We start from the raw sequence: 17,651 nt of genomic DNA on the forward strand, positions 1-17,651 counted from the left end.
CTGAGAGACAATGCTCCCATGACCATCATTGCCGTTCATGCCGTCATCACCCCCAAACCCGAACACGTTGAAGACGTGCTGAGTGAGATGCAGGTCATGGTCCAGGGCAGCCGCCAGGAACCGGGCTGCCTGCGCTATGACCTGTTGCGCCACGACGACGGCGGAACTGTGCGCCTGCACGTTCAGGAGCGCTACCGCGACATGGACGCCGTGCAGGCCCACCGCGACTCGGCGCATTACGTGGCTTACCGCGCCAAAGCCGGGGCGTGGTTTCAGGAAGTGCCCGTCGTCACGCTGCTGCAAGAGGTAGACGTGGCCTGAACTCCTCCCCAATCCCGGCTACCTTCATCCCACCGCCGCGCCGCTATGCTGGGCCGGTATGCCAGAGCTGCCAGAAGTCGAGACCACGCGCCGCAAGATCGAGCCGCTGCTGCGCGGGCGCGTGATCGCAGGCGTGGAGCACGACGCGCCGCACAAGTACCGCGACACCCATCTGGCGGTGGGGCGGCGGGTGCAGGGGCTGTCCCGGCGGGGCAAATACCTGATGCTGCAACTCGCGGCGGCGGACGCGGCAGAAGGTGGGGCGCACGATCTGGAATTCATCGTGCATCTGGGCATGACCGGGGGCTTCCGGCTGGAGCCGGGACAGCATACTCGCGTCACCCTGACCCTGGAATCAGATGAAACGGGGGACGGCCAGCACCTCTTCTTCAATGACCCGCGCCGCTTCGGCAAGATGGCCGTGGTGCGCCCCGGCGAATACGCGGGCATGCCCACCCTGGCCGCAATGGGGCCGGAGCCGCTTTCCGAAGACTTCAACGCGGCTGACTTTGTGCGGTTGGCCCGCGAGGCTGGCGCAGTCAAACCGTGGCTGCTGTCCCAGAAGCCCGTCAGCGGTGTGGGCAACATCTACGCCGACGAAAGCCTGTGGCAGGGCCAGATTCATCCGGCCCAGACGCGTCTGACTCCTGGCGAGGGCAAGAAACTGTACACAGCCATCCGCGAGGTTATGGAAAAGGCGGTGGAGGCGGGTGGCAGCAGCCTGGGGGGCGGCGTGGGCAACTACCGCCAGCACGACGGCGTTTCTGGGCTGTTCCAGCACGAGCATCACGTTTACGGCAAGGGCGGTCAGCCCTGCCCCCGCTGCGGCACCGACATCGTGAAGACTGTGCTGGCGCAGCGTGGAACGCATTTTTGCCCGAAGTGTCAGGTACTCAGGGAGCGGTTTAAAGGTCAAACCGTCCAACGGTCGAACCGCTGAAAGACTTGGTTGAGCACTGTCTCTCACAGTTAAACTTTTAGACTTTCGACGGTTTGACGCGCCGAAGGCGCTCAAGGAGCCTCCATGACCGATCTCACTTCCCTGCGAATTTCCTACACCCGCGACGCATTGCGGCGGGTGGACCTGAATCCAGACCCGCTCACGCAGTTTCAAAACTGGTTTGCCGGGGCGCAGGGGGCCGAGTTGCCCGAACCCTACGCCCTGTCCCTGGCGACGGCGGACGCTTCGGGGCGGCCCAGCGTCCGCACGGTGCTGCTGCGCGGCGCGGACGAGCGCGGGCTGACCTTTTACACCAACTTCGAGTCCCATAAAGGCCACGATCTGGCCGTCAACCCGCAGGCTGAGCTGCTGTTCTACTGGGCCGAACTGGAACGGCAGGTCCGTGCTTACGGCTTTATTACGCGCGTACCGGACGCCGAGGCCGACGACTATTTCCATGTCCGCCCGCGCGACAGTCAACTGGCCGCCCATGCCAGCGATCCGCAAAGCGCACCGATTGCCAACCGCGAGGCGCTGGAGGCCAAATTCGCCGCACTGCACGGGCGCTTCCCCGAGGGCCAGCCCGTTCCCCGCCCGGACTTCTGGGGCGGCTACCGCGTGACTGTGCAGGAATGGGAATTCTGGCAGGGCCGCCCCAACCGCATGCATGACCGCTTCCGATATGTGCGGCATGGCGAGGGCTGGGAGATTGAACGCCTGATGCCCTGAATCGGTTGACCCCTCTCCCCCGGTGGAAGAGGGACCCTGCGAAGGCGGCGGGCGTGAGGGGGCCACCGGACAGGCCGGCCACAACTCCAGCAAGTCCGAGAAGCTGGCGGGTAAACGAAAAGCAGCGCGGGAAGCAGCTCCACACCGCCTCCCGCGTCCCCGTCGTGCCTTCTTTTACCCCGTCTGACCGAACTGCATGCGGAACACGAACTTGGTCACGTCCGTTTTCAGGTTGTCGATCATGTCGTTGAACATGTTGGTGGCCTCGAACTTGTACTCGGTAAAGGGATCGCGCTGGCCGTAGCCGCGCAGGCCGATGCCCTGGCGCAGCACGTCCATGCCGTGCAGGTGTTCCTTCCAGTGCTGGTCCACCGTTTGCAGCAGCACGTAGCGCGACAGGCTGTTGAGCATGGTGGGACTCAGCTCGTCCTTGCGGGCGTCGAAGCTGTCGGCCACCGCGCCCAGCATGGCGTTCTGGGCGTCAGCAGGGGACAGGGCGCGCAGGCTCCCGAAGTCGTAGCCCTCCAGTTGCGGCACGGCGTCCAGAATGGCGGCCTGCAAGCCCTCGATATCCCAACTGTCGGCATTGGCCTCGATGGGCAGGTACTGGGCGAGCTGCATGTCCACGAAGTCGGCGATCATGCCCTCGGTGGATTCCTCGACGGCCTCGTCCGGCCCCAGCAGGACCTCGCGGCGCTGGGCGTAGACGGTGTCGCGCTGCTTGCTCATCACGTTGTCGAATTCCAGCAGTTGCTTGCGGGTACTGAAGTTGCGGTCTTCTACCCTTGCCTGCGCCTTTTCGATGGCCCCGGTGACCATCTTGGCCTCGATGGGCTGGGTGTCGTCCATGCCCAGGCGGTCCATCATGGCCACCACGCGCTCGTTGGCGAACAGGCGCATCAGGTCGTCCTCGAACGAAACGTAAAAGCGGCTGCTGCCGGGATCGCCCTGCCGCCCGGCTCGTCCGCGCAACTGGTTGTCAATCCGGCGCGATTCGTGGCGCTCGGTGCCGATGATGTGCAGGCCGCCCAGTTCCACCACGCGCCCGTGATCGGCCACGGTTTCTGAGTGGAGCTGCTGGGCCTGCCCGACAAAGTCCTCGGTCATGCCGGGAATCTGCATGCCGATCTCCACGGTCTGGGGGTCCTGACGGCCCAGCGCAGTGATGAACGCCTCGACTTCCGGCACGTAGCGGCCCAGGCCCAGGCTCTGTTCGATGCTGGCCCCGATGATCGACTCGGCGTCGCCGCCCAGCTTGATGTCGGTGCCGCGCCCGGCCATGTTGGTGGCGATCGTAACGGTCCCGCTGCGCCCGGCCTGCGCGATGATGCTGGCCTCCTGCGCCTCGAATTTGGCGTTCAGAACGCTGTGTTTGACCTCCGCCGCCGTCAGCAGTTCGCTGAGCTGCTCGCTGGTCACGATGCTGGCGGTGCCGATCAACACCGGGCGGCCCGTGGTGTGCATCTCCCGGACTTCCTCCACCACCGCGTTGTACTTGCCCAGCTTGCTGCGGTACACCAGATCCTCGCCGTCCAGCCGGATCACGTCGCGGTTGGTGGGAATCACCAGCACGTCGGAGCCGTAGATGTCCAGGAATTCTTTTTCCTCGGTCTTGGCCGTGCCGGTCATGCCTGAGAACTTGTTGTACAACCGGAAGAAGTTCTGGTAGGTAATCGTGGCCAGCGTCTGGTTCTCGTTCTCGATCTTGACGCCTTCCTTGGCCTCGATGGCCTGATGCAGCCCCTCACCGTAGCGGCGGCCCGGCATGCTGCGCCCGGTAAACTCGTCGATGATGATGACCTCGCCCTCGGCGTTGACGATGTAGTCCTTCTCGCGTTGATATAGCTCGTGGGCGCGCACCGCCTGGGTGATCATGTGTGCCTTGTCCATGTTCTCCGGGCTGTACAGGTCCGGGATGCTCAGCAGCCGCTCGATCTTGGCGATGCCGCCCTCGTTCATGTGGACCTGCTTGGTCTTCTCGTCGATGGTGTAGTCGCCTGTCGCCTCGGCGCGCTCACCGGGCACGGCGGGTTCGCCCTTCTGGAGCCGCCGGATCAGCTTGGCGTACACGTAATACAGATCGGTGGCCTTTTCTGCCGCCCCCGAGATGATCAGCGGCGTGCGGGCCTCGTCGATCAGGATGCTGTCCACCTCATCCACGATCGCGAAGTTCAGGGGATATTCGGCGCGCAGGGACAGCGCCTCGCGGCTCTGGGCCATGTTGTCGCGCAGGTAGTCGAAGCCCAGCTCGGAGTTGGTGACGTAAGTGATGTCGCAGGCGTAGGCGGCCTGCTTCTGCGCGGGTTGCAGCTCGCGGTTGGCCAGGCCCACGGTCAGGCCCAGGGTGCGGTACAGCAGGCCCATCTCGTCCGCGCCGACGCGCGCCAGGTAGTCGTTGACCGTGACCAGATGGCAGCCGCGCCCTTCCAGCGCGTTCAGCGCCAGCGCCAGCGTCGCCACCAATGTTTTGCCCTCGCCGGTTCGCATTTCGGCGATGCGGCCCTTGTGCAGCGCGTAGCCGCCGATCAGTTGCACGTCATAGTGGCGCTTGCCGATGGAGCGGCGTCCGGCCTCACGGATCAAGGCGAAGGCGGGGACCAGCACATCGTCCAGGGACTCGCCGCCCTCCTGCACGCGGCGGCGCAGTTCAGCGAAGGCGGCGGGGAGATCCTGGACCCCCATCATCTCTTCTTCCAGCGCGTTGACCGGCTGCACGATGGTTTTCACGATCTGCTGCACGTCGCGTTGGTTGTTATCGAATAATTTATTGAGGACACGGAACATGACAAGCGAGTATAGCGCTCTGGACCTGGCGGTGGCCTCACAAGTTCACAGTGACGCGCGTAGGCAACCTGAGCGCGACAGACTCAGCGTTTTTCCCGGCACGTCCGGTTTTTTTTCGGCACCTCCGGGCAGCCGGGCAGCATCTGGTCAACCTCTGGTAAAGGTCCGTCTTGCCCGCCTCTGTCGGTCTTCGTGCAAATCTGGATAGCGAAGTGGGTCACAGTGGAGCCAGAACTGGGGTTATCAGCCCGGCCAAGACGCCCCATCACCCACCAGGAGGGTTCACCCATGTCCAACCGCAGCATCTCCAACTTTCTGAGCGTCGCAGGTTTCGCGTCCATCCTCGCCTCGATCATCATCTGGGCCACCCAGGGCGGCACCGACAAGACCCACGAGGACAAGTCGCACGGCGAGCGCTTCGGTATCTTCGTGGGCCTGTGGGCACCGACGTTCTTCATCCTGTCGAACCGCTACAACACGGCGGCCCTGGAAGAAGAGAACAATTGAAGGCGGCCCTGTAAACTGGCCGGATGAACGGCCCAGTGACAAGTGCAACGGTCTACAGCGTCAGCGCCAGTCCACAGCATAGCTTCAGCAAGACCCGCCAGCCGCAGCTCCGGCTCCTGGCGGGTCTTGGTGTGGAGGGCGACTCGCATGCGGGCGTGACCGTGCAGCATCGGTCGCGCGTGCGGCAGAACCCCGATCAACCCAACCTGCGCCAGATCCACCTGATCCACGCCGAACTGCTGGAGGAACTGGCCGCCAGGGGCTTTACCGTGCGCCCCGGCGATCTGGGCGAGAATTTGATGACGTATGGTCTGGACCTGCTCGCCCTACCCAGAGGCACCCACCTTCGTCTTGGCGCAGAGGCGGTCATCGAGATCACAGGGTTGCGAAATCCCTGTTCCCAGATCGACAATTTCCAGCCGGGCCTGCTTAGAGCCGTGCTGGACGAGGACGAGAGCGGAAACGTCGTTCGGAAGGCCGGAATTATGGGTGTGGTGCTGGCGAGCGGCACAGTGTGCCCAGACGACGAGATTCGGGTGGAGCTGCCGCCACTGCCCCATATCGCGCTCGAACGGGTTTAGAGCATTCGTCCGAATGGAGGCATCGGGAGTGTCTTTTCTCGATGCCTCCATTCTCTCCTGCGGAGCTGGGCCAGTCCCACATGCTCGGCAAAATTCACCCACTCTGTCCGGTCGAAAGTGAACAACTCTTTTGACAATTGCTCTAATCGTCTGCCGGACGCTTCTCGGGGGCCAGTTGAATCTCGGTGGGGCGAATGCCGACGCGCCCTTAGAGGTGCTGGGCGTTATAGTCGAGATCGGCCACGATAACCAGGGGTTATGCGCGAAGGTGTTCGCGCGCGCTCCTGACGGCGCAGGGCCAGATCAGTGTGGTAGGCCAGAAAGGATGTCATGGGCTGAGGCTAACGCTTCCCTAAAGCGGCGTGCATCTGCCGGAGGGCTGAGCCGCCGCTCAGTTCCGGCAGTCAGTTCGGGCAGTCCCGCCCGGTGATGCCGCAAACCCTGCGCTACGTCCACGGCGCGTCCAGCACGCGCCCCGCCAGCTTGACCGCAAATTCGGCGGTGTCCTGGACCAGGGCCGGATTCAGGGTGGTGTCGCCGGAGGTGTGGTAACCCGCATCCTCGCCCCGGTACAGGAAGACCGTGCGGACGCCTCAGCGCTTGAAGCTCACATGGTTGCTGCGCCCAGTCAGTCTGGCCGTACGCCCGAAAATTTCGCGGGAGTTGATCGGCCCGTCCTCGAAGACGCGCAGACCTGGCCGGACCGCCCTGGCCAGCGCCAGCAGTTCGGCGTCGGCGGCCACGCCCAGCGACGGCGCGTTCACGCCCACCATGTCCAGATTGAGCATCGCGCGGGTGTCGCGGACCGGGTAGCTGGGATCGCGGGCGAAGGTGCGGCGGCAATACAAGCCAACTTCCCCGGCGTCGAATAGCACAAACCACGCGCGGTCCGCCAGGGGGGTGGAGGCGGCCTGCCGGGCCACTGGGCCACGAGTGGCCGAGTCGGGAGCGATCAGCGCGATCTGCCCGCGCAGACCCGCCGCCTCCATGTCGTTGCGGGAGTCGGTGGGGGAGACGTGCACCCGCCGTCCCGACTGCTCGCCGCCCCCTGTGCCGTACAGGGCGGCGGCAGGCACACTCAGCGCGCCTACCTGACGGTGCCGCCCCTGGCCGTTCCAGCACTGGCTGTCCGGTCACGCAGTAGCCCAGCGCCGTGCACTGCGCGGCTAGCCAGGTCACTCATCGTGGCCGGGCGTGCCGACGGGACGTGGGCCAAAGCCCCTCACGGCGGCCCAGTCCTGCGCTACGGTGCGCGTTGGGGCCGCCGTCTGGGCGGGTGGATTGCGCGGCCAGGTCAGCGTCCGCCAGCCGCCGCATATAAGCAGCAGGGCCAGCGCCCATTTCCAGGCGGGTGCGGCGGGCTTGGTCGGCAGGCGGCGCGGGCGCGCGTACATGCCTGGAGATACGCGGCGGGGCCGGGCAAGGTTTCCCGAAGGTGAGGCACTGCCTCCAGGACGCTTGCGGCCCACGGTCAGTTCGAGCGTTCGGGGATGCGGTGACCTTCCAGTCAAGCGGTGCAAAGGCACCGGCAGCTTCTTCAGCCGGTGCCTTTGCACCGTTTATCAGGTCAGGCCAATCAGGTTGGGAATGGCACTGCACTACCGGCAACCTTCAGTCGCTGCCGCCCTGTTGACCTGTGGCGGGGCCGGAGCCGACGCCCAGATGCAGTTTCAGGTGGGGGAGATAGCTCGAGATATAGCTCAGCAGCGCCCCGATAAACAGGGTCACGCCCAGCATTTCCATGCCCTCTTCCACCACGATGGTCAGCCGATTGAGCAGGCTGTCCTCGCTCAGTGTCGTGACGATCACGCCCTCGATCATTTCAAAGCCCAGCGCCCCGAACACGTAAATCGCACCTGCCAGAACCACCCGCCAGCGGATCTTGGACGGAAGGTGGGTGAGGAAACGCAGGAATGACAGCGCGACGATCAGGGCCAGAATGCCGTAGGGGATGACCCAGGCATGGTGAAGAATGCCGGTCACCTCGGTTGTTTTACGGATGATGCTGGTCAGACGCTCGTGGAGCTGGGCGGCCTCGTCCAGAGCCAGATAGCCGAAGATGATGGTCAGGGCTTTCCAGGCGAGAGCTTCTTCACTGCGGCTCTGACGCTTGGCCCAGGCGATCACGCCCAGGATCAGGGCTGCCGCCAGCAGAATCAGGGCGGTGAAGGTGGCAGGAACATTGCTCTCGTCATTCAGGTTAAAAAGGCCAGTGAACAGGTCACGCCCCAAGAATTTGGGCATGGACTCGGCGAGTACGCTCAGCGTGCCTGCCAGCAGCAGGAAAGCAGTGATGCCCAGGAGGGTCTTCACCGTTCGGCCCTCGCTGAAAGCCAGGAAGAGCGGCGCTTCGGGAGCGGCACTGCGGTCAGTTCGTAGGGGCTTTCCCCCCACCATTGGAACGTGAAGACGCTGGGACATGAGTATCTCCTTAAATGACTGTGTAACCTCGGCTCTCACAAGACTCGGCGGTGGCTCAGACCGTGAACTAATTTACATCTCATATTTTGGCCGGACTGACCGGTTAGAAATGTAGTCCAGTGCTGACTTTGCGCTGACCAAATTGAGGGGAACGGCGAGACAAGAGCGGGAAGAGATGACATGGCGCTGACCCTGCTCATCCCCTGTGCTGGTGTGCCCCCCACCGCTGTCATTTCTGCCGCGCCCCGTTACACTGCGCGGTCATGAGTGTCAGGCCCCTTCCTTCCCTACCCCCTGCGGCAACCCGCAATTTTTCGATCATCGCCCATGTGGACCACGGCAAGTCCACACTGGCAGACCGCATCCTGGAGCGGCTGGGCGCGATGGGCGAGCGCGACAGGCGCGATCAAACCCTGGACACGCTGGAACTGGAGCGCGAGCGCGGCATCACCATCAAGTCCACCCCGATCCGCCTGGAATACACCCGCCCCATGTTCGACGACGGCACCGGCGGCGAGACCTACGTGCTGAACCTGATCGACACGCCGGGTCACGTGGATTTCAATTACGAGGTGTCTCGTTCCCTGGCCGCCTGCGAAGGCGTGCTGCTGCTGGTGGACGCCTCGCAGGGCGTGGAGGCGCAGACCATCGTGAACGCCTATCTGGCCATCGACAACAATCTGGAAATCGTGCCGGTGATCAACAAGATCGATCTGCCCGCCGCCGATCCCGAAGGCGCGGCCAGGGAGCTGGAGGAGGTCATCGGGATTCCCGCCGGGGACGCCGTGTTCGCCTCGGCCAAGGCGGGCATCGGCATCGACGAGATTCTGGAAGCGGTGGTGGCGCGCATTCCGCCGCCGCCCGGCGATCCTGGGGCACCGCTCAAGGCGCTGGTCTTCGACTCGTTTTACGATGCCTATCAGGGCGTGATCCTGTTCGTGCGCGTGCTGGAAGGCACCGTGAGTGCCAAGGATCAGATCTCGCTGATGAATGCGGGCAAATCCTTTGAGGTGGATAAGGTTGGCACCTTCACCCCCGGCTTGGTGGTGGGCGACGAACTCCAGGCCGGAGCCGTGGGCTGGGTGGCGGCGGGCATCAAGGACATCGCCGACGCGCAGGTGGGCGACACGCTCACCGGTAGGGAACGCAAGACCGCCGAGGCGTTCCCCGGCTTCAAGCCCGCGCAGCCGGTGGTCTTTTCCGGCCTGTATCCCACCGACACTGAGGATTACCGCAAGCTGCGCGACGCGCTGGAAAAGCTGAAGCTCAACGACGCGGCCTTCAGCTTCGATCCCGAGACCTCCGAGGCGCTGGGCTTCGGCTTTCGCTGTGGCTTCCTGGGGTTGCTGCACGCCGAGATCATTCAGGAACGCCTGGAACGCGAATACGATCTGGACCTGATCGCCACCGCCCCTGCCGTGGTCTACCGCGTCACGCTGACCAACGGCGATGTGTTCGAGACCCAGAACCCGGCGGAATTTCCCACCCGTGACCGCATCACCAATGTCGAGGAGCCGTATATCAAGCTCTCGGTGATGCTGCCCGAGGACTACGTGGGGCCGGTGATGGGCCTGCTGCAAGACCGGCGCGGCTCGATGGTCACCATGAATTACCTGGGCAAGCGCGTGGAACTGGTCTACGAGGTGCCTTTTGCCGAGATCCTCTACGACTTCCATGACCGCCTCAAGAGCATCTCGCGCGGTTACGCCAGCATGGATTACGAGCAACTGGGCTACCGCGACGGCGATCTGCGCAAGGTGGACATCCTGGTCAACAACGAGATCATCGACGCGCTGGCCGTGATCGTCCACGAGGCCAGGGCGTACTCGCTGGGCCGCAAGATTGTGGACAAGATGGCAGAAGTGATCCCGCGCCAGATGTTCCCCGTTCCGGTGCAGGCCACGATTGGCGCAAAGATCATTGCCCGCGCCACCGTCAAGGCGTACCGCAAGGACGTGCTGGCCAAGTGTTACGGCGGCGACATTTCCCGCAAGAAGAAGCTGCTGAACAAGCAGAAAAAGGGCCGCGCCCGCATGAAACAGATCGGCACGGTGGAGGTGCCGCAGGAAGCCTTCCTGGCGGTGCTGAGTACCGACGAGTAGTGTTCTGTTGCATTTTTACTTCTTCGTGAATTGATCCTTCGTGGGCGAATACCCCACAGACCAGAACTTCATAGACGAACATTAAGTCTTCCGGCGTAAAAGCCGCCTGAACAGCATTTTGGGCGGCTGCAAGACGGCGGTTAGAGGGAGAAAGGTAACGTGCGGGCTGAGGTTGGCCGCGCCGTCACCCCTCGTTCGTCTGTCTGAAATTCCCGTGTCGGTGAGTTACGGAACGCCTGGAGCGATAGACTGCTGACCTCAAGTCACGACTCTGTCATTGTTCCTCCAAAACCGTATTTACCCATGCCGACCCCCAGCCCTGACCCCTCCCCCCTCTCCCTGGAACAGATCCGGGAACTGCTTGATGCCGCCTGGGCCTGTCGCCGCACTGAGTCGCAGGAGACGTTGCGGCTCGCACGTGTGGTGCTGGAGCAGCCGCTGGAGGACGCCGAACTCGCCCGCGCCACCCTGTGTCTGGGGTGCGGATGGTTACATCAAGGTGAGTTCGGCGCGGCGGAATCGGAACTGCGGCGGGCGCTGCATCTTTACGGCGAACTGGCCGATCAGGAGGGGCAGCGGATCAGCCTGCGCATGCTGGGGATCGCGCAGCATGAGCAGGGCCGTCCCGTCGAGGCGCTCAAGACCTTTGTACAGGTCAGACAACTGAGCGTGACGCTGGGCCATGTCCAGGGCGAGATTGATGCGCTGAACGGCATGGGGGCGGCTTACTCCACCATGGGCAACCATTCCGACGCGCTGGAGTACCACTTGCGGGTGCTGCGGCTCGGGCGGCACCACGGCCTGCCCAGGATGGAGCGGATTGCGCTGAACAACCTCAGCGCGGACTACCTCGAAATGCAGAGATATGACGACGCCCTGGAGGCCGCCATGGCCTGCCTGAACGTGCAGATGGACGAGGAGATCCCGTTACTGGACGCCTCGGCCCACGGCAACGCGGGCCAGGCCTACTCCGGCCTGCAACAGTTTTCGCGGGCCAGGGACATGTTCGAGCAGGTTATCGTGCTGATGGAACGCAGCGGGTACCAGGCGGGTATTGCCCGTTGCACTCTGGATCTGGGACGGGTGGCGCAGCAGCAGGGCGCACTGGATGAGGCGCAGCGGCTCTTCGAGCGGAGCCTGGAAATTCAGCGGGAGACTGGAGAGGGCCATGGACAGGCCGAGAGCCTGCGGTGCCTGGGTGAACTGCTGGGCGAGTCCGGTCAGGTGGAGGACGCCCTGAGTGCCCTGCACAGCGCACGTACTCTGGCCGAGGAGGGGCGGCTCCGCAATGAACTGTGCAAGGTTGATCTGGCATTGTCGCAGCTCTACCGGCAGGCGGGCCGCTTTCCGGAGGCGCTGACCCACCTGGAATGGCATCTCCAGCTCAAGGGGGAACTGTTCAGCGCCGATTCCGACCGGCGGCTCCAGAGTCTGAAAGTGCAGTCCGATCTGGATCAGGCCGAACGCGAACGGCAGGCGGCCCAGCGTCTGAACGCCGAGTTGAGCGAACTGAATGCCAGGCTGGAGGAGACCAACCGTGACCTGCGGGCAGCCCAGGCCCAGACTGCCGAGCTGATGGCCCGCCTTGAGCAGCATGCCAACGAGGACGCGCTGACCGGGCTGCCCAACCGGCGGGCCTTCGACGCGGCCCTGACCGGCGTGTCGCCGTCACAGCAGGTCAGCGTCGTGCTGTGCGACATCGATCACTTCAAGATGGTCAACGACCGCTTCTCGCATCTGATCGGGGATGAGGCGCTGCGCCATGTGGCCGCGTTGCTGCGGGGCCGGTTGCGCCGGGGAGACCTGCTGGCCCGCTACGGCGGCGAGGAGTTTGTGCTGTTGCTGACCGGGGCCAGCGAATCGGCCACCCGGGATGTGTGCGAGGACCTGCGCCGGGCCATCGAGAACCACGACTGGCCCAGCGTGCGCCCCGGCCTGAGTCTGACCGTCAGCCTGGGGGCCGCCGTCGCCCGGCTCAGTCCCACCCTGAGCGTGCAGGACGTGATACAGGCCGCCGACGACGCGCTTTACGCCGCCAAACACGCGGGCCGCAACCGGGTGGATGTGCGGCTGGCCGCGCCATCAGCCGTTTAACGAGGCGTTGCTGAGCGTCCGCTCTCAGACTGCGCTTCCCCCAGTCTCATCACTCCTGGCAACGCCTGCCAGAGCCTGTCTGGTTCAGACTCCACACCCCGTCTCCAGCGGCGTGGGCGTCAATCCGCGTGCGGGCGTCCACTCCTGCACGCTGTAGGACGAACCCTCGTAATAGGCCCCGAACAGGATCAGCTCCATCCTGCCGTCGCCGTTCAGGTCCGCCACGCCCGCCAGCCGGATCATGTTTGCCAGCGGACGCGTCTCGAAGCTGTCATCCGGCTTGAGCGGCGTCTGCGGGGCGATGTCCACGCCCAGTGTGACGGTCAGCACCTGCCCGCGCACCACATGGCGCAGCAGCACGATGGAGTAGTCGCCCGGTTGGCCGATGCCCGGCGGATAGGGGCCACTTCTGCCTGCGAAGTGCGCGGCCTCGATGATCACTTCCTGCGTGCCGTCGCCGTCCAGATCAGTGCGGGTCAGGCCGACGAGTTGCACGATGGGGTTCTTGACGCCGCGTTTAATCAGTTCCGCGCGCACGATCTGGCGGTAGATCGCGTTGCCGGTGGGCAGCGCCGTGACGGGCCGGGGCCGGGCGTTCAGGGCCGCAGCGGTGAAGACTTGAAACTGATTGGAGGAATTCGCGGGTTTGACCGGCACGCCGTAGGCGTCGACGCAAGGTTCGCCGTAGGATTCGGGCAGCCCGCCTGTGACCGGGATGGCTGGACCACCCAGACTGCGGCGGACGTATCGTTCCTGCCCCTTCAGGCGCGGCGCGGCCTCTTTGACCGTCAGCCAGCGTCCGCCCGCCGCCGCGCCCAGCAGTTGCGCCCGGTCACCGTCGCCCGGCGCGTGGATCAGGATGGGAAAGAAGTTGGTGGCTGTGGTGGCCTGACCTCCCGCACCTGTTGCCAGCAAAGCGCCGCCGAGCAGCAGGGTCCGCCGCAGAAAGTGGGTCATGCTCCAGCGTACCCTCTCAGGTGATCTGTTTCACCGTGATCCGGTTGCCCCAGAGATCAGCCAGACTCACGAACTCGCCGCCGTCCTGCACCGCAGGCAGATTGTTCAGATGCGCCCGCAATCCCGCCAGATCGGGGGTCAGCAACTCCACCTCGCCCAGCCCCAGCGCGGGCGTCTGCGGGGCCGTCTGTCCGCGCGTGTGCCACTCGTTGAGTCCGATGTGGTGATGGTAGCCGCCCCACGACATGAACGCGGCGCTGCCCACGTCCGCCATCAGGTCCAGCCCCAGCGTGTCGCGGTAGAACCGGGCGGCGGCCTGGGCATTCCCGACTTTCAAATGAACGTGGCCGATCACAGTTCCGGCGGGCGCTCCACCGTAAGCGGGGGCGTCGGCCAGGGTCTTCAGGTCCAGTCCGGCGCTGCCCAGCACGGCTCCGGCATCCAGCGCCAGGGTGTCCATCCGGAGCTGACCATCCTGAAACGGCCAGGTATCGCGCGGGCGGTCCGCATAGACCTCAATGCCGTTGCCGTCGGGATCGTTCAGGTAAAACGCCTCGCTGACCACGTGATCGCCGCTGCCGATTTGCAGCCCCGATCGCGCCGCGTGCGCCAGCCAGCGCCCCAGATCGGCCCGCGTGGGCAGCAGAAAGGCGGTGTGATACAGCCCCGGACGCGAGACGGGGGCGGGCGGCAAGTCGGCGGCCCGCAGGCGCAGCAGCGGCGTGCCGTGTGCGCCCAGAGTCACCTCCCCGGCAGTCTCGGTTACGACACCCAGGCCCAGGAGCGCCGTGTAAAAGGCCCGCAGGCGCGGCAGATCGGCGGTCAGCAGCGTGACGGGTCCGACGCTGGTGGTGGCAGACAGAATGGGGGAAGTGGTCAGCATGCCTCTATTCTCCGCTCTATGCTTTGAAAAGTCAACCGATTTATAAATTAAGGACTGAATTGAGCGCCGTGCGGGTGTGGCGCAGATAGCCGCTCCCGAACATGTTCACATGCGCCAGCAGTGGATACAGGTTCCACAGGCTGACGCGCTCCTGCCAGCCGGGCGCGGGCGGGAAGGCCTCGGCGTAGGCATCAAACACCCGCTCGGGTACGCTGCCGAACAGGTTTAGCGCGGCCAGGTCGACCTCGCGGTGGCTGTACGCCGCTGCCGGATCGATCAGCGCCGGACCGTTCGCCGTGTACAGCAGGTTGCCGTGCCACAGGTCGCCGTGGACCAGGCTGGGCAGCTCCACCGGAATCAGACCTGACAGACGCGCCCGGAGCGCCTCGAAATTGTCGGTGTCGGCCTCCGACAGATGCTCTGCTGCCAGCCGCACCTGGGGCCACAGGCGGGCGTTCCAGAAAAAATCGGCGGCGCTCCCGGCAGGCGGATTGAACTGCGGCAGCGCCCCAAAGTAGTTGTTTGCCGTGCCGCCGAAGCCGGGGACGCTGACGCCGTGCAGCGCGGCCAGCCCCCGCCCCAGCGCCTCCTGGGCCTGCGGTGTCTCGGCGGCAGGCGGCAGATAGCTCTGGAGCAGATACTGCCAGCCGCCCGGTGTATCCCCGTACGCTAGGACCTCCGGCACGAGCAGCCCGGCGGGACGGCGTGACGCGGCCTCGCGCAGCAGCCCCAGCCCCTGCGCCTCGGTGAAAAAGAGGTGGGGCAGCGCGCGGCGGCTGGCCTTGAGGACAAAAGGGCCACGCCCCGTCTCCAGCCGGTACACGTCGTTAATATCCCCGCCGCTCAGGGGCACGGCCTCCAGCACCGGGCCTCCCAGATGTTGTTCCAGCAGCGGCAGTAGCGAGGGCGCGATGGTGCGGGACATGCGCGCAGTGTGCCATGCGCGTGGGGGGCGGGCCTGGAACGCACAGTGACCTTGCCTCTTTACCTCTACCTGAAGGCAGGCGGCGCTGTGCCCACAGGGGGGATTGAACGGGACCCATCCCAGTGTCCTCCTGCTCGCTGTCTTGTCCAGACCAGCGCCCATGAGGACGCTTGGACGCCCGCTCGAATTTCCAGGTGTTTCCTAATACCTTCCGCCTCACCACTGCCGCAACGGCTGGCGTAGGCTGAGGAAATGCCTGTCACGCACCTGGATCATGTCGCCGTCGCCACCCCCGATCTGGACACCGCCAGCGCCCCGTATCTGGCGCTGGGCCTGCACCCCGAGGGGCCGGACGAGGATGTGGAGACCCAGGGTGTGCGCGTGCGGACCTTTCAGGTGGGCGAGACCCTGATCGAGTTGCTGATGCCCACCCGCCCCGACAGCCCGATTGCCGTGTACCTGGACAGACGCGGACCGGGCCTGCACCACACCGCCTACCGCGTGGCCGATCTGGCCGCCGAGATGTCGCGCTTGCGCGGCCAGGGCGCACGCTTTTTGAGTGACGCGCCCACGCCGGGCCGGGCCGGAACGCGGGTGGCCTTTCTGCATCCCAAATGGGGCGCGGGCACCCTGATCGAGCTGGTGGAACATTCCCACACTCAGGCCGATCTTGATGGGACGGGGGTTTGATCCCGCCCGCCACCGCCTCCCGCTTCCGGGCGGGGTGGTGGTTCATCTCGCTGGGCATCATGGGGGCAATCTGGTGGCTGAGCAGCATGTCCGACACGCCGGGGCCGCCGCTGGCGCATCCGCTGGACTGGGCCGCCCATTTTACCGCGTATCTGGCGCTGGCCTACGCGCTGGGCCGGGCGACGGGACGGCTGGGCGTGGCGCTGCTGATCACGGTGTGGTGGGGCGCGCTGGACGAGGTGCATCAGGCCTTTGTGCCGGGCCGCGACGCGGGCGTCACCGACTGGCTGTTCGATCTGGCCGGAGCGTGGCTCGGCTCCCGGTGGGCGACGCGGCACAGGGGGGCGCGGCAGGACGGGGGAGAGGACGCGGCGAAGCAAGGGTAAACCGTTCGCAATCAGACGTGGTGATGTCCCGCATAGCCCTGCCCCCCTGCGCTTCCGTTCATGTGTGGACGCTGCCAAAAACAAGAATCAATTGACGAGGCCAAAGAGCAGCTTGATCCCGCTCTGGCAACAGCAGTGCTCTACGGTTTTGCCGACGCAGAGCTTGAAAACTCAGGTCTTTCCAGAGGACTGCTCACTGGTGGCAGGGACCATCCATAGTTCTCCCGTCTGCCCCGTCGCAGTTCTGTGAGATTCTGCCCGCTAGGCTGCACTCAGATGATGCGCGCCGTGACCTCTGCCCCGACTTCTGGCCCCCCTGCCGCCAGCCACGCGGATACCCTGAAGGCCGCGCTGGCGCAGCTTGACGGTGTGATTCTGGGCAAGCCGGGGCAGATCCGGCTGGCGGTGGCCTGCCTGCTGGCGCGCGGGCACCTGCTGATCGAGGACCAGCCGGGGGTGGGCAAGACCACGCTGGCCGGGGCGCTGGCCCGCACCTTTGGCCTGGATTTCCGGCGCGTGCAGTTCACCGCCGACCTGCTGCCCGCCGATCTGACCGGCGTGAGCGTGTGGGACGCGCCCAATTCCGCCTTCCGCTTCCACGGGGGGCCGGTATTCAGCGAGGTGCTGCTGGCCGACGAGATCAACCGCGCCACTCCCCGCACCCAGGGCGCGCTGCTGGAGGCGATGGAAGAGCGCCAGGTCAGCGAGGGCGGCGTGACCCGGCCCCTGCCCGATCCCTTTTTTGTGATCGCCACCCAGAACCCGGCGGCCTTCGTGGGCACCTCGCCGCTGCCCGAGGCGCAACTGGACCGCTTTTTAATGACCGTTACGCTGGGCTACCCGGACCCGCGTGCCGAACGCACCCTGCTGGAAACCGGCGGGCGCAGCCACAGCGTGCGTGGTCTGGGGGCTGTACTGAACGCCCCGGCGCTGCTCCAGATGCAGCGCGAGGTGGACGGGATTCACGCCGCCGGCCCATTGCTGGATTACCTGCAAGTGCTGGCCCACGCCACCCGCGAGCATCCGGCGCTCAGTGTTGGCCTCAGCCCCCGCGCGCTGCTGGCCCTGCTGTCTGCCGCGCGGGCCTGGGCTTACCTGGCGGGCCGCCCGATGGTCCTGCCCGAGGACGTGCAGGCCGTGTTCCCCGCGCTGGCTGCCCACCGCCTGACGCTGCGCGGTCCGGGTGTGGAGATGCCGGAACTGCTGGCCCGGCTGCTGGCCGACACGCCGATTCCGTGAGACGGATGGTGAAAAGAGTCTCGCGCCAGTCGGCCTTCTCCGCCCCATGACCACGAATCAGGCCCGGAAGGCTGAACGCCCGGCAGTTCCAC

17 protein-coding genes are annotated in these 17,651 nt (G+C 65.3%); 10 read left to right on the top strand and 7 right to left on the bottom strand.

Annotated features, from left to right (window positions below; genetic code table 11):
- Positions 1-18: 18 nt before the first annotated feature.
- The 3 genes from Q322_RS0102295 to pdxH all read left to right on the top strand — a co-directional run bounded on the left by Q322_RS0102295 (position 19) and on the right by pdxH (position 1,990).
- Entirely contained in the window at positions 19-321 is a 303-nt protein-coding gene (locus Q322_RS0102295) for a putative quinol monooxygenase (protein ID WP_029475541.1), read from the top strand.
- Between the two features lie 58 nt (positions 322-379).
- Complete coding sequence (locus Q322_RS0102300; protein WP_029475543.1) at positions 380-1,261, top strand: DNA-formamidopyrimidine glycosylase; 882 nt, start codon at positions 380-382, stop codon at positions 1,259-1,261.
- Positions 1,262-1,345: 84 nt separating this feature from the next.
- The gene (pdxH, locus tag Q322_RS0102305) at positions 1,346-1,990 is read left to right on the top strand and encodes a pyridoxamine 5'-phosphate oxidase (RefSeq protein WP_029475545.1); all 645 of its coding nucleotides are present in this window, start codon (positions 1,346-1,348) and stop codon (positions 1,988-1,990) included.
- Between the two features lie 174 nt (positions 1,991-2,164).
- Here pdxH and secA read toward each other — a convergent pair whose 3' ends face one another.
- Positions 2,165-4,774, bottom strand: coding sequence for a preprotein translocase subunit SecA (gene secA / locus Q322_RS0102310; RefSeq protein ID WP_029475547.1), 2,610 nt, complete (start codon positions 4,772-4,774; stop codon positions 2,165-2,167).
- 288 nt (positions 4,775-5,062) lie between these two features.
- Between secA and Q322_RS0102315 the strand changes: the two genes are divergently transcribed.
- Together Q322_RS0102315 and Q322_RS0102320 are read left to right on the top strand one after the other, a co-directional pair.
- Complete coding sequence (locus tag Q322_RS0102315; protein ID WP_029475549.1) at positions 5,063-5,281, top strand: hypothetical protein; 219 nt, start codon at positions 5,063-5,065, stop codon at positions 5,279-5,281.
- 23 nt (positions 5,282-5,304) lie between these two features.
- On the top strand, positions 5,305-5,862 hold the full coding sequence (locus Q322_RS0102320; RefSeq protein WP_029475551.1) for an MOSC domain-containing protein: 558 nt from the start codon (positions 5,305-5,307) through the stop codon (positions 5,860-5,862).
- A 593-nt stretch (positions 5,863-6,455) separates the two neighbouring features.
- Here Q322_RS0102320 and Q322_RS0102325 read toward each other — a convergent pair.
- The 3 genes from Q322_RS0102325 to Q322_RS0102335 all read right to left on the bottom strand — a co-directional run bounded on the left by Q322_RS0102325 (position 6,456) and on the right by Q322_RS0102335 (position 8,283).
- Complete coding sequence (locus tag Q322_RS0102325) at positions 6,456-6,938, bottom strand: M28 family peptidase (protein WP_029475553.1); 483 nt, start codon at positions 6,936-6,938, stop codon at positions 6,456-6,458.
- Between the two features lie 99 nt (positions 6,939-7,037).
- The gene (locus tag Q322_RS0102330; protein ID WP_029475555.1) at positions 7,038-7,256 is read right to left on the bottom strand and encodes a hypothetical protein; all 219 of its coding nucleotides are present in this window, start codon (positions 7,254-7,256) and stop codon (positions 7,038-7,040) included.
- A gap of 217 nt (positions 7,257-7,473) precedes the next feature.
- Positions 7,474-8,283, bottom strand: a complete 810-nt coding sequence (locus Q322_RS0102335) for a hypothetical protein (RefSeq protein WP_156952839.1) — start codon at positions 8,281-8,283, stop codon at positions 7,474-7,476.
- Positions 8,284-8,546: 263 nt separating this feature from the next.
- Between Q322_RS0102335 and lepA the strand changes: the two genes are divergently transcribed.
- Positions 8,547-10,385, top strand: a complete 1,839-nt coding sequence (gene lepA, locus Q322_RS0102340; RefSeq protein WP_034417333.1) for a translation elongation factor 4 — start codon at positions 8,547-8,549, stop codon at positions 10,383-10,385.
- Positions 10,386-10,790: 405 nt separating this feature from the next.
- Positions 10,791-12,479: a diguanylate cyclase gene (locus Q322_RS0102345; protein ID WP_162176572.1), complete on the top strand. Its 1,689-nt coding sequence runs from the start codon at positions 10,791-10,793 to the stop codon at positions 12,477-12,479.
- A gap of 84 nt (positions 12,480-12,563) precedes the next feature.
- Here the strand turns inward: Q322_RS0102345 and Q322_RS20515 are convergent, their stop codons facing one another.
- From Q322_RS20515 to Q322_RS0102360, 3 genes are read right to left on the bottom strand one after another with little or no spacing between them, the layout of a single operon-like run.
- Positions 12,564-13,436, bottom strand: a complete 873-nt coding sequence (locus Q322_RS20515; protein ID WP_034417335.1) for a hypothetical protein — start codon at positions 13,434-13,436, stop codon at positions 12,564-12,566.
- A 16-nt stretch (positions 13,437-13,452) separates the two neighbouring features.
- Positions 13,453-14,319 carry a VOC family protein gene (locus Q322_RS0102355; protein ID WP_029475562.1) on the bottom strand — a complete coding sequence of 289 codons (867 nt, stop codon included), beginning with the start codon at positions 14,317-14,319 and terminating at the stop codon, positions 13,453-13,455.
- Between the two features lie 40 nt (positions 14,320-14,359).
- Positions 14,360-15,244, bottom strand: coding sequence for a fructosamine kinase family protein (locus tag Q322_RS0102360; protein ID WP_051668036.1), 885 nt, complete (start codon positions 15,242-15,244; stop codon positions 14,360-14,362).
- A 252-nt stretch (positions 15,245-15,496) separates the two neighbouring features.
- Between Q322_RS0102360 and mce the strand changes: the two genes are divergently transcribed.
- The 3 genes from mce to Q322_RS0102375 all read left to right on the top strand — a co-directional run bounded on the left by mce (position 15,497) and on the right by Q322_RS0102375 (position 17,559).
- Entirely contained in the window at positions 15,497-15,934 is a 438-nt protein-coding gene (gene mce, locus Q322_RS0102365; protein WP_029475566.1) for a methylmalonyl-CoA epimerase, read from the top strand.
- A gap of 59 nt (positions 15,935-15,993) precedes the next feature.
- Positions 15,994-16,320, top strand: coding sequence for a VanZ family protein (locus Q322_RS20520; RefSeq protein WP_051668053.1), 327 nt, complete (start codon positions 15,994-15,996; stop codon positions 16,318-16,320).
- 276 nt (positions 16,321-16,596) lie between these two features.
- Positions 16,597-17,559, top strand: a complete 963-nt coding sequence (locus Q322_RS0102375) for an AAA family ATPase (protein WP_029475570.1) — start codon at positions 16,597-16,599, stop codon at positions 17,557-17,559.
- Positions 17,560-17,651: the final 92 nt, after the last annotated feature.

It is taken from the genome of Deinococcus frigens DSM 12807 (assembly GCF_000701425.1).
Taxonomy (GTDB): domain Bacteria; phylum Deinococcota; class Deinococci; order Deinococcales; family Deinococcaceae; genus Deinococcus; species Deinococcus frigens.

What these genes read in the sequence shown, in the direction of transcription:
- Q322_RS0102295 (WP_029475541.1), top strand. Translation starts at nt 19, where the DNA reads ATGACCATCATTGCCGTTCATGCCGTCATCACCCCCAAACCCGAACAC.
- Q322_RS0102300 (WP_029475543.1), top strand. Translation starts at nt 380, where the DNA reads ATGCCAGAGCTGCCAGAAGTCGAGACCACGCGCCGCAAGATCGAGCCG.
- pdxH (WP_029475545.1), top strand. Translation starts at nt 1,346, where the DNA reads ATGACCGATCTCACTTCCCTGCGAATTTCCTACACCCGCGACGCATTG.
- secA (WP_029475547.1), bottom strand. Translation starts at nt 4,774, where the DNA reads ATGTTCCGTGTCCTCAATAAATTATTCGATAACAACCAACGCGACGTG.
- Q322_RS0102315 (WP_029475549.1), top strand. Translation starts at nt 5,063, where the DNA reads ATGTCCAACCGCAGCATCTCCAACTTTCTGAGCGTCGCAGGTTTCGCG.
- Q322_RS0102320 (WP_029475551.1), top strand. Translation starts at nt 5,305, where the DNA reads ATGAACGGCCCAGTGACAAGTGCAACGGTCTACAGCGTCAGCGCCAGT.
- Q322_RS0102330 (WP_029475555.1), bottom strand. Translation starts at nt 7,256, where the DNA reads ATGTACGCGCGCCCGCGCCGCCTGCCGACCAAGCCCGCCGCACCCGCC.
- Q322_RS0102335 (WP_156952839.1), bottom strand. Translation starts at nt 8,283, where the DNA reads ATGTCCCAGCGTCTTCACGTTCCAATGGTGGGGGGAAAGCCCCTACGA.
- lepA (WP_034417333.1), top strand. Translation starts at nt 8,547, where the DNA reads ATGAGTGTCAGGCCCCTTCCTTCCCTACCCCCTGCGGCAACCCGCAAT.
- Q322_RS20515 (WP_034417335.1), bottom strand. Translation starts at nt 13,436, where the DNA reads ATGACCCACTTTCTGCGGCGGACCCTGCTGCTCGGCGGCGCTTTGCTG.
- Q322_RS0102355 (WP_029475562.1), bottom strand. Translation starts at nt 14,319, where the DNA reads ATGCTGACCACTTCCCCCATTCTGTCTGCCACCACCAGCGTCGGACCC.
- Q322_RS0102360 (WP_051668036.1), bottom strand. Translation starts at nt 15,244, where the DNA reads ATGTCCCGCACCATCGCGCCCTCGCTACTGCCGCTGCTGGAACAACAT.
- mce (WP_029475566.1), top strand. Translation starts at nt 15,497, where the DNA reads ATGCCTGTCACGCACCTGGATCATGTCGCCGTCGCCACCCCCGATCTG.
- Q322_RS20520 (WP_051668053.1), top strand. Translation starts at nt 15,994, where the DNA reads ATGGGGGCAATCTGGTGGCTGAGCAGCATGTCCGACACGCCGGGGCCG.
- Q322_RS0102375 (WP_029475570.1), top strand. Translation starts at nt 16,597, where the DNA reads ATGATGCGCGCCGTGACCTCTGCCCCGACTTCTGGCCCCCCTGCCGCC.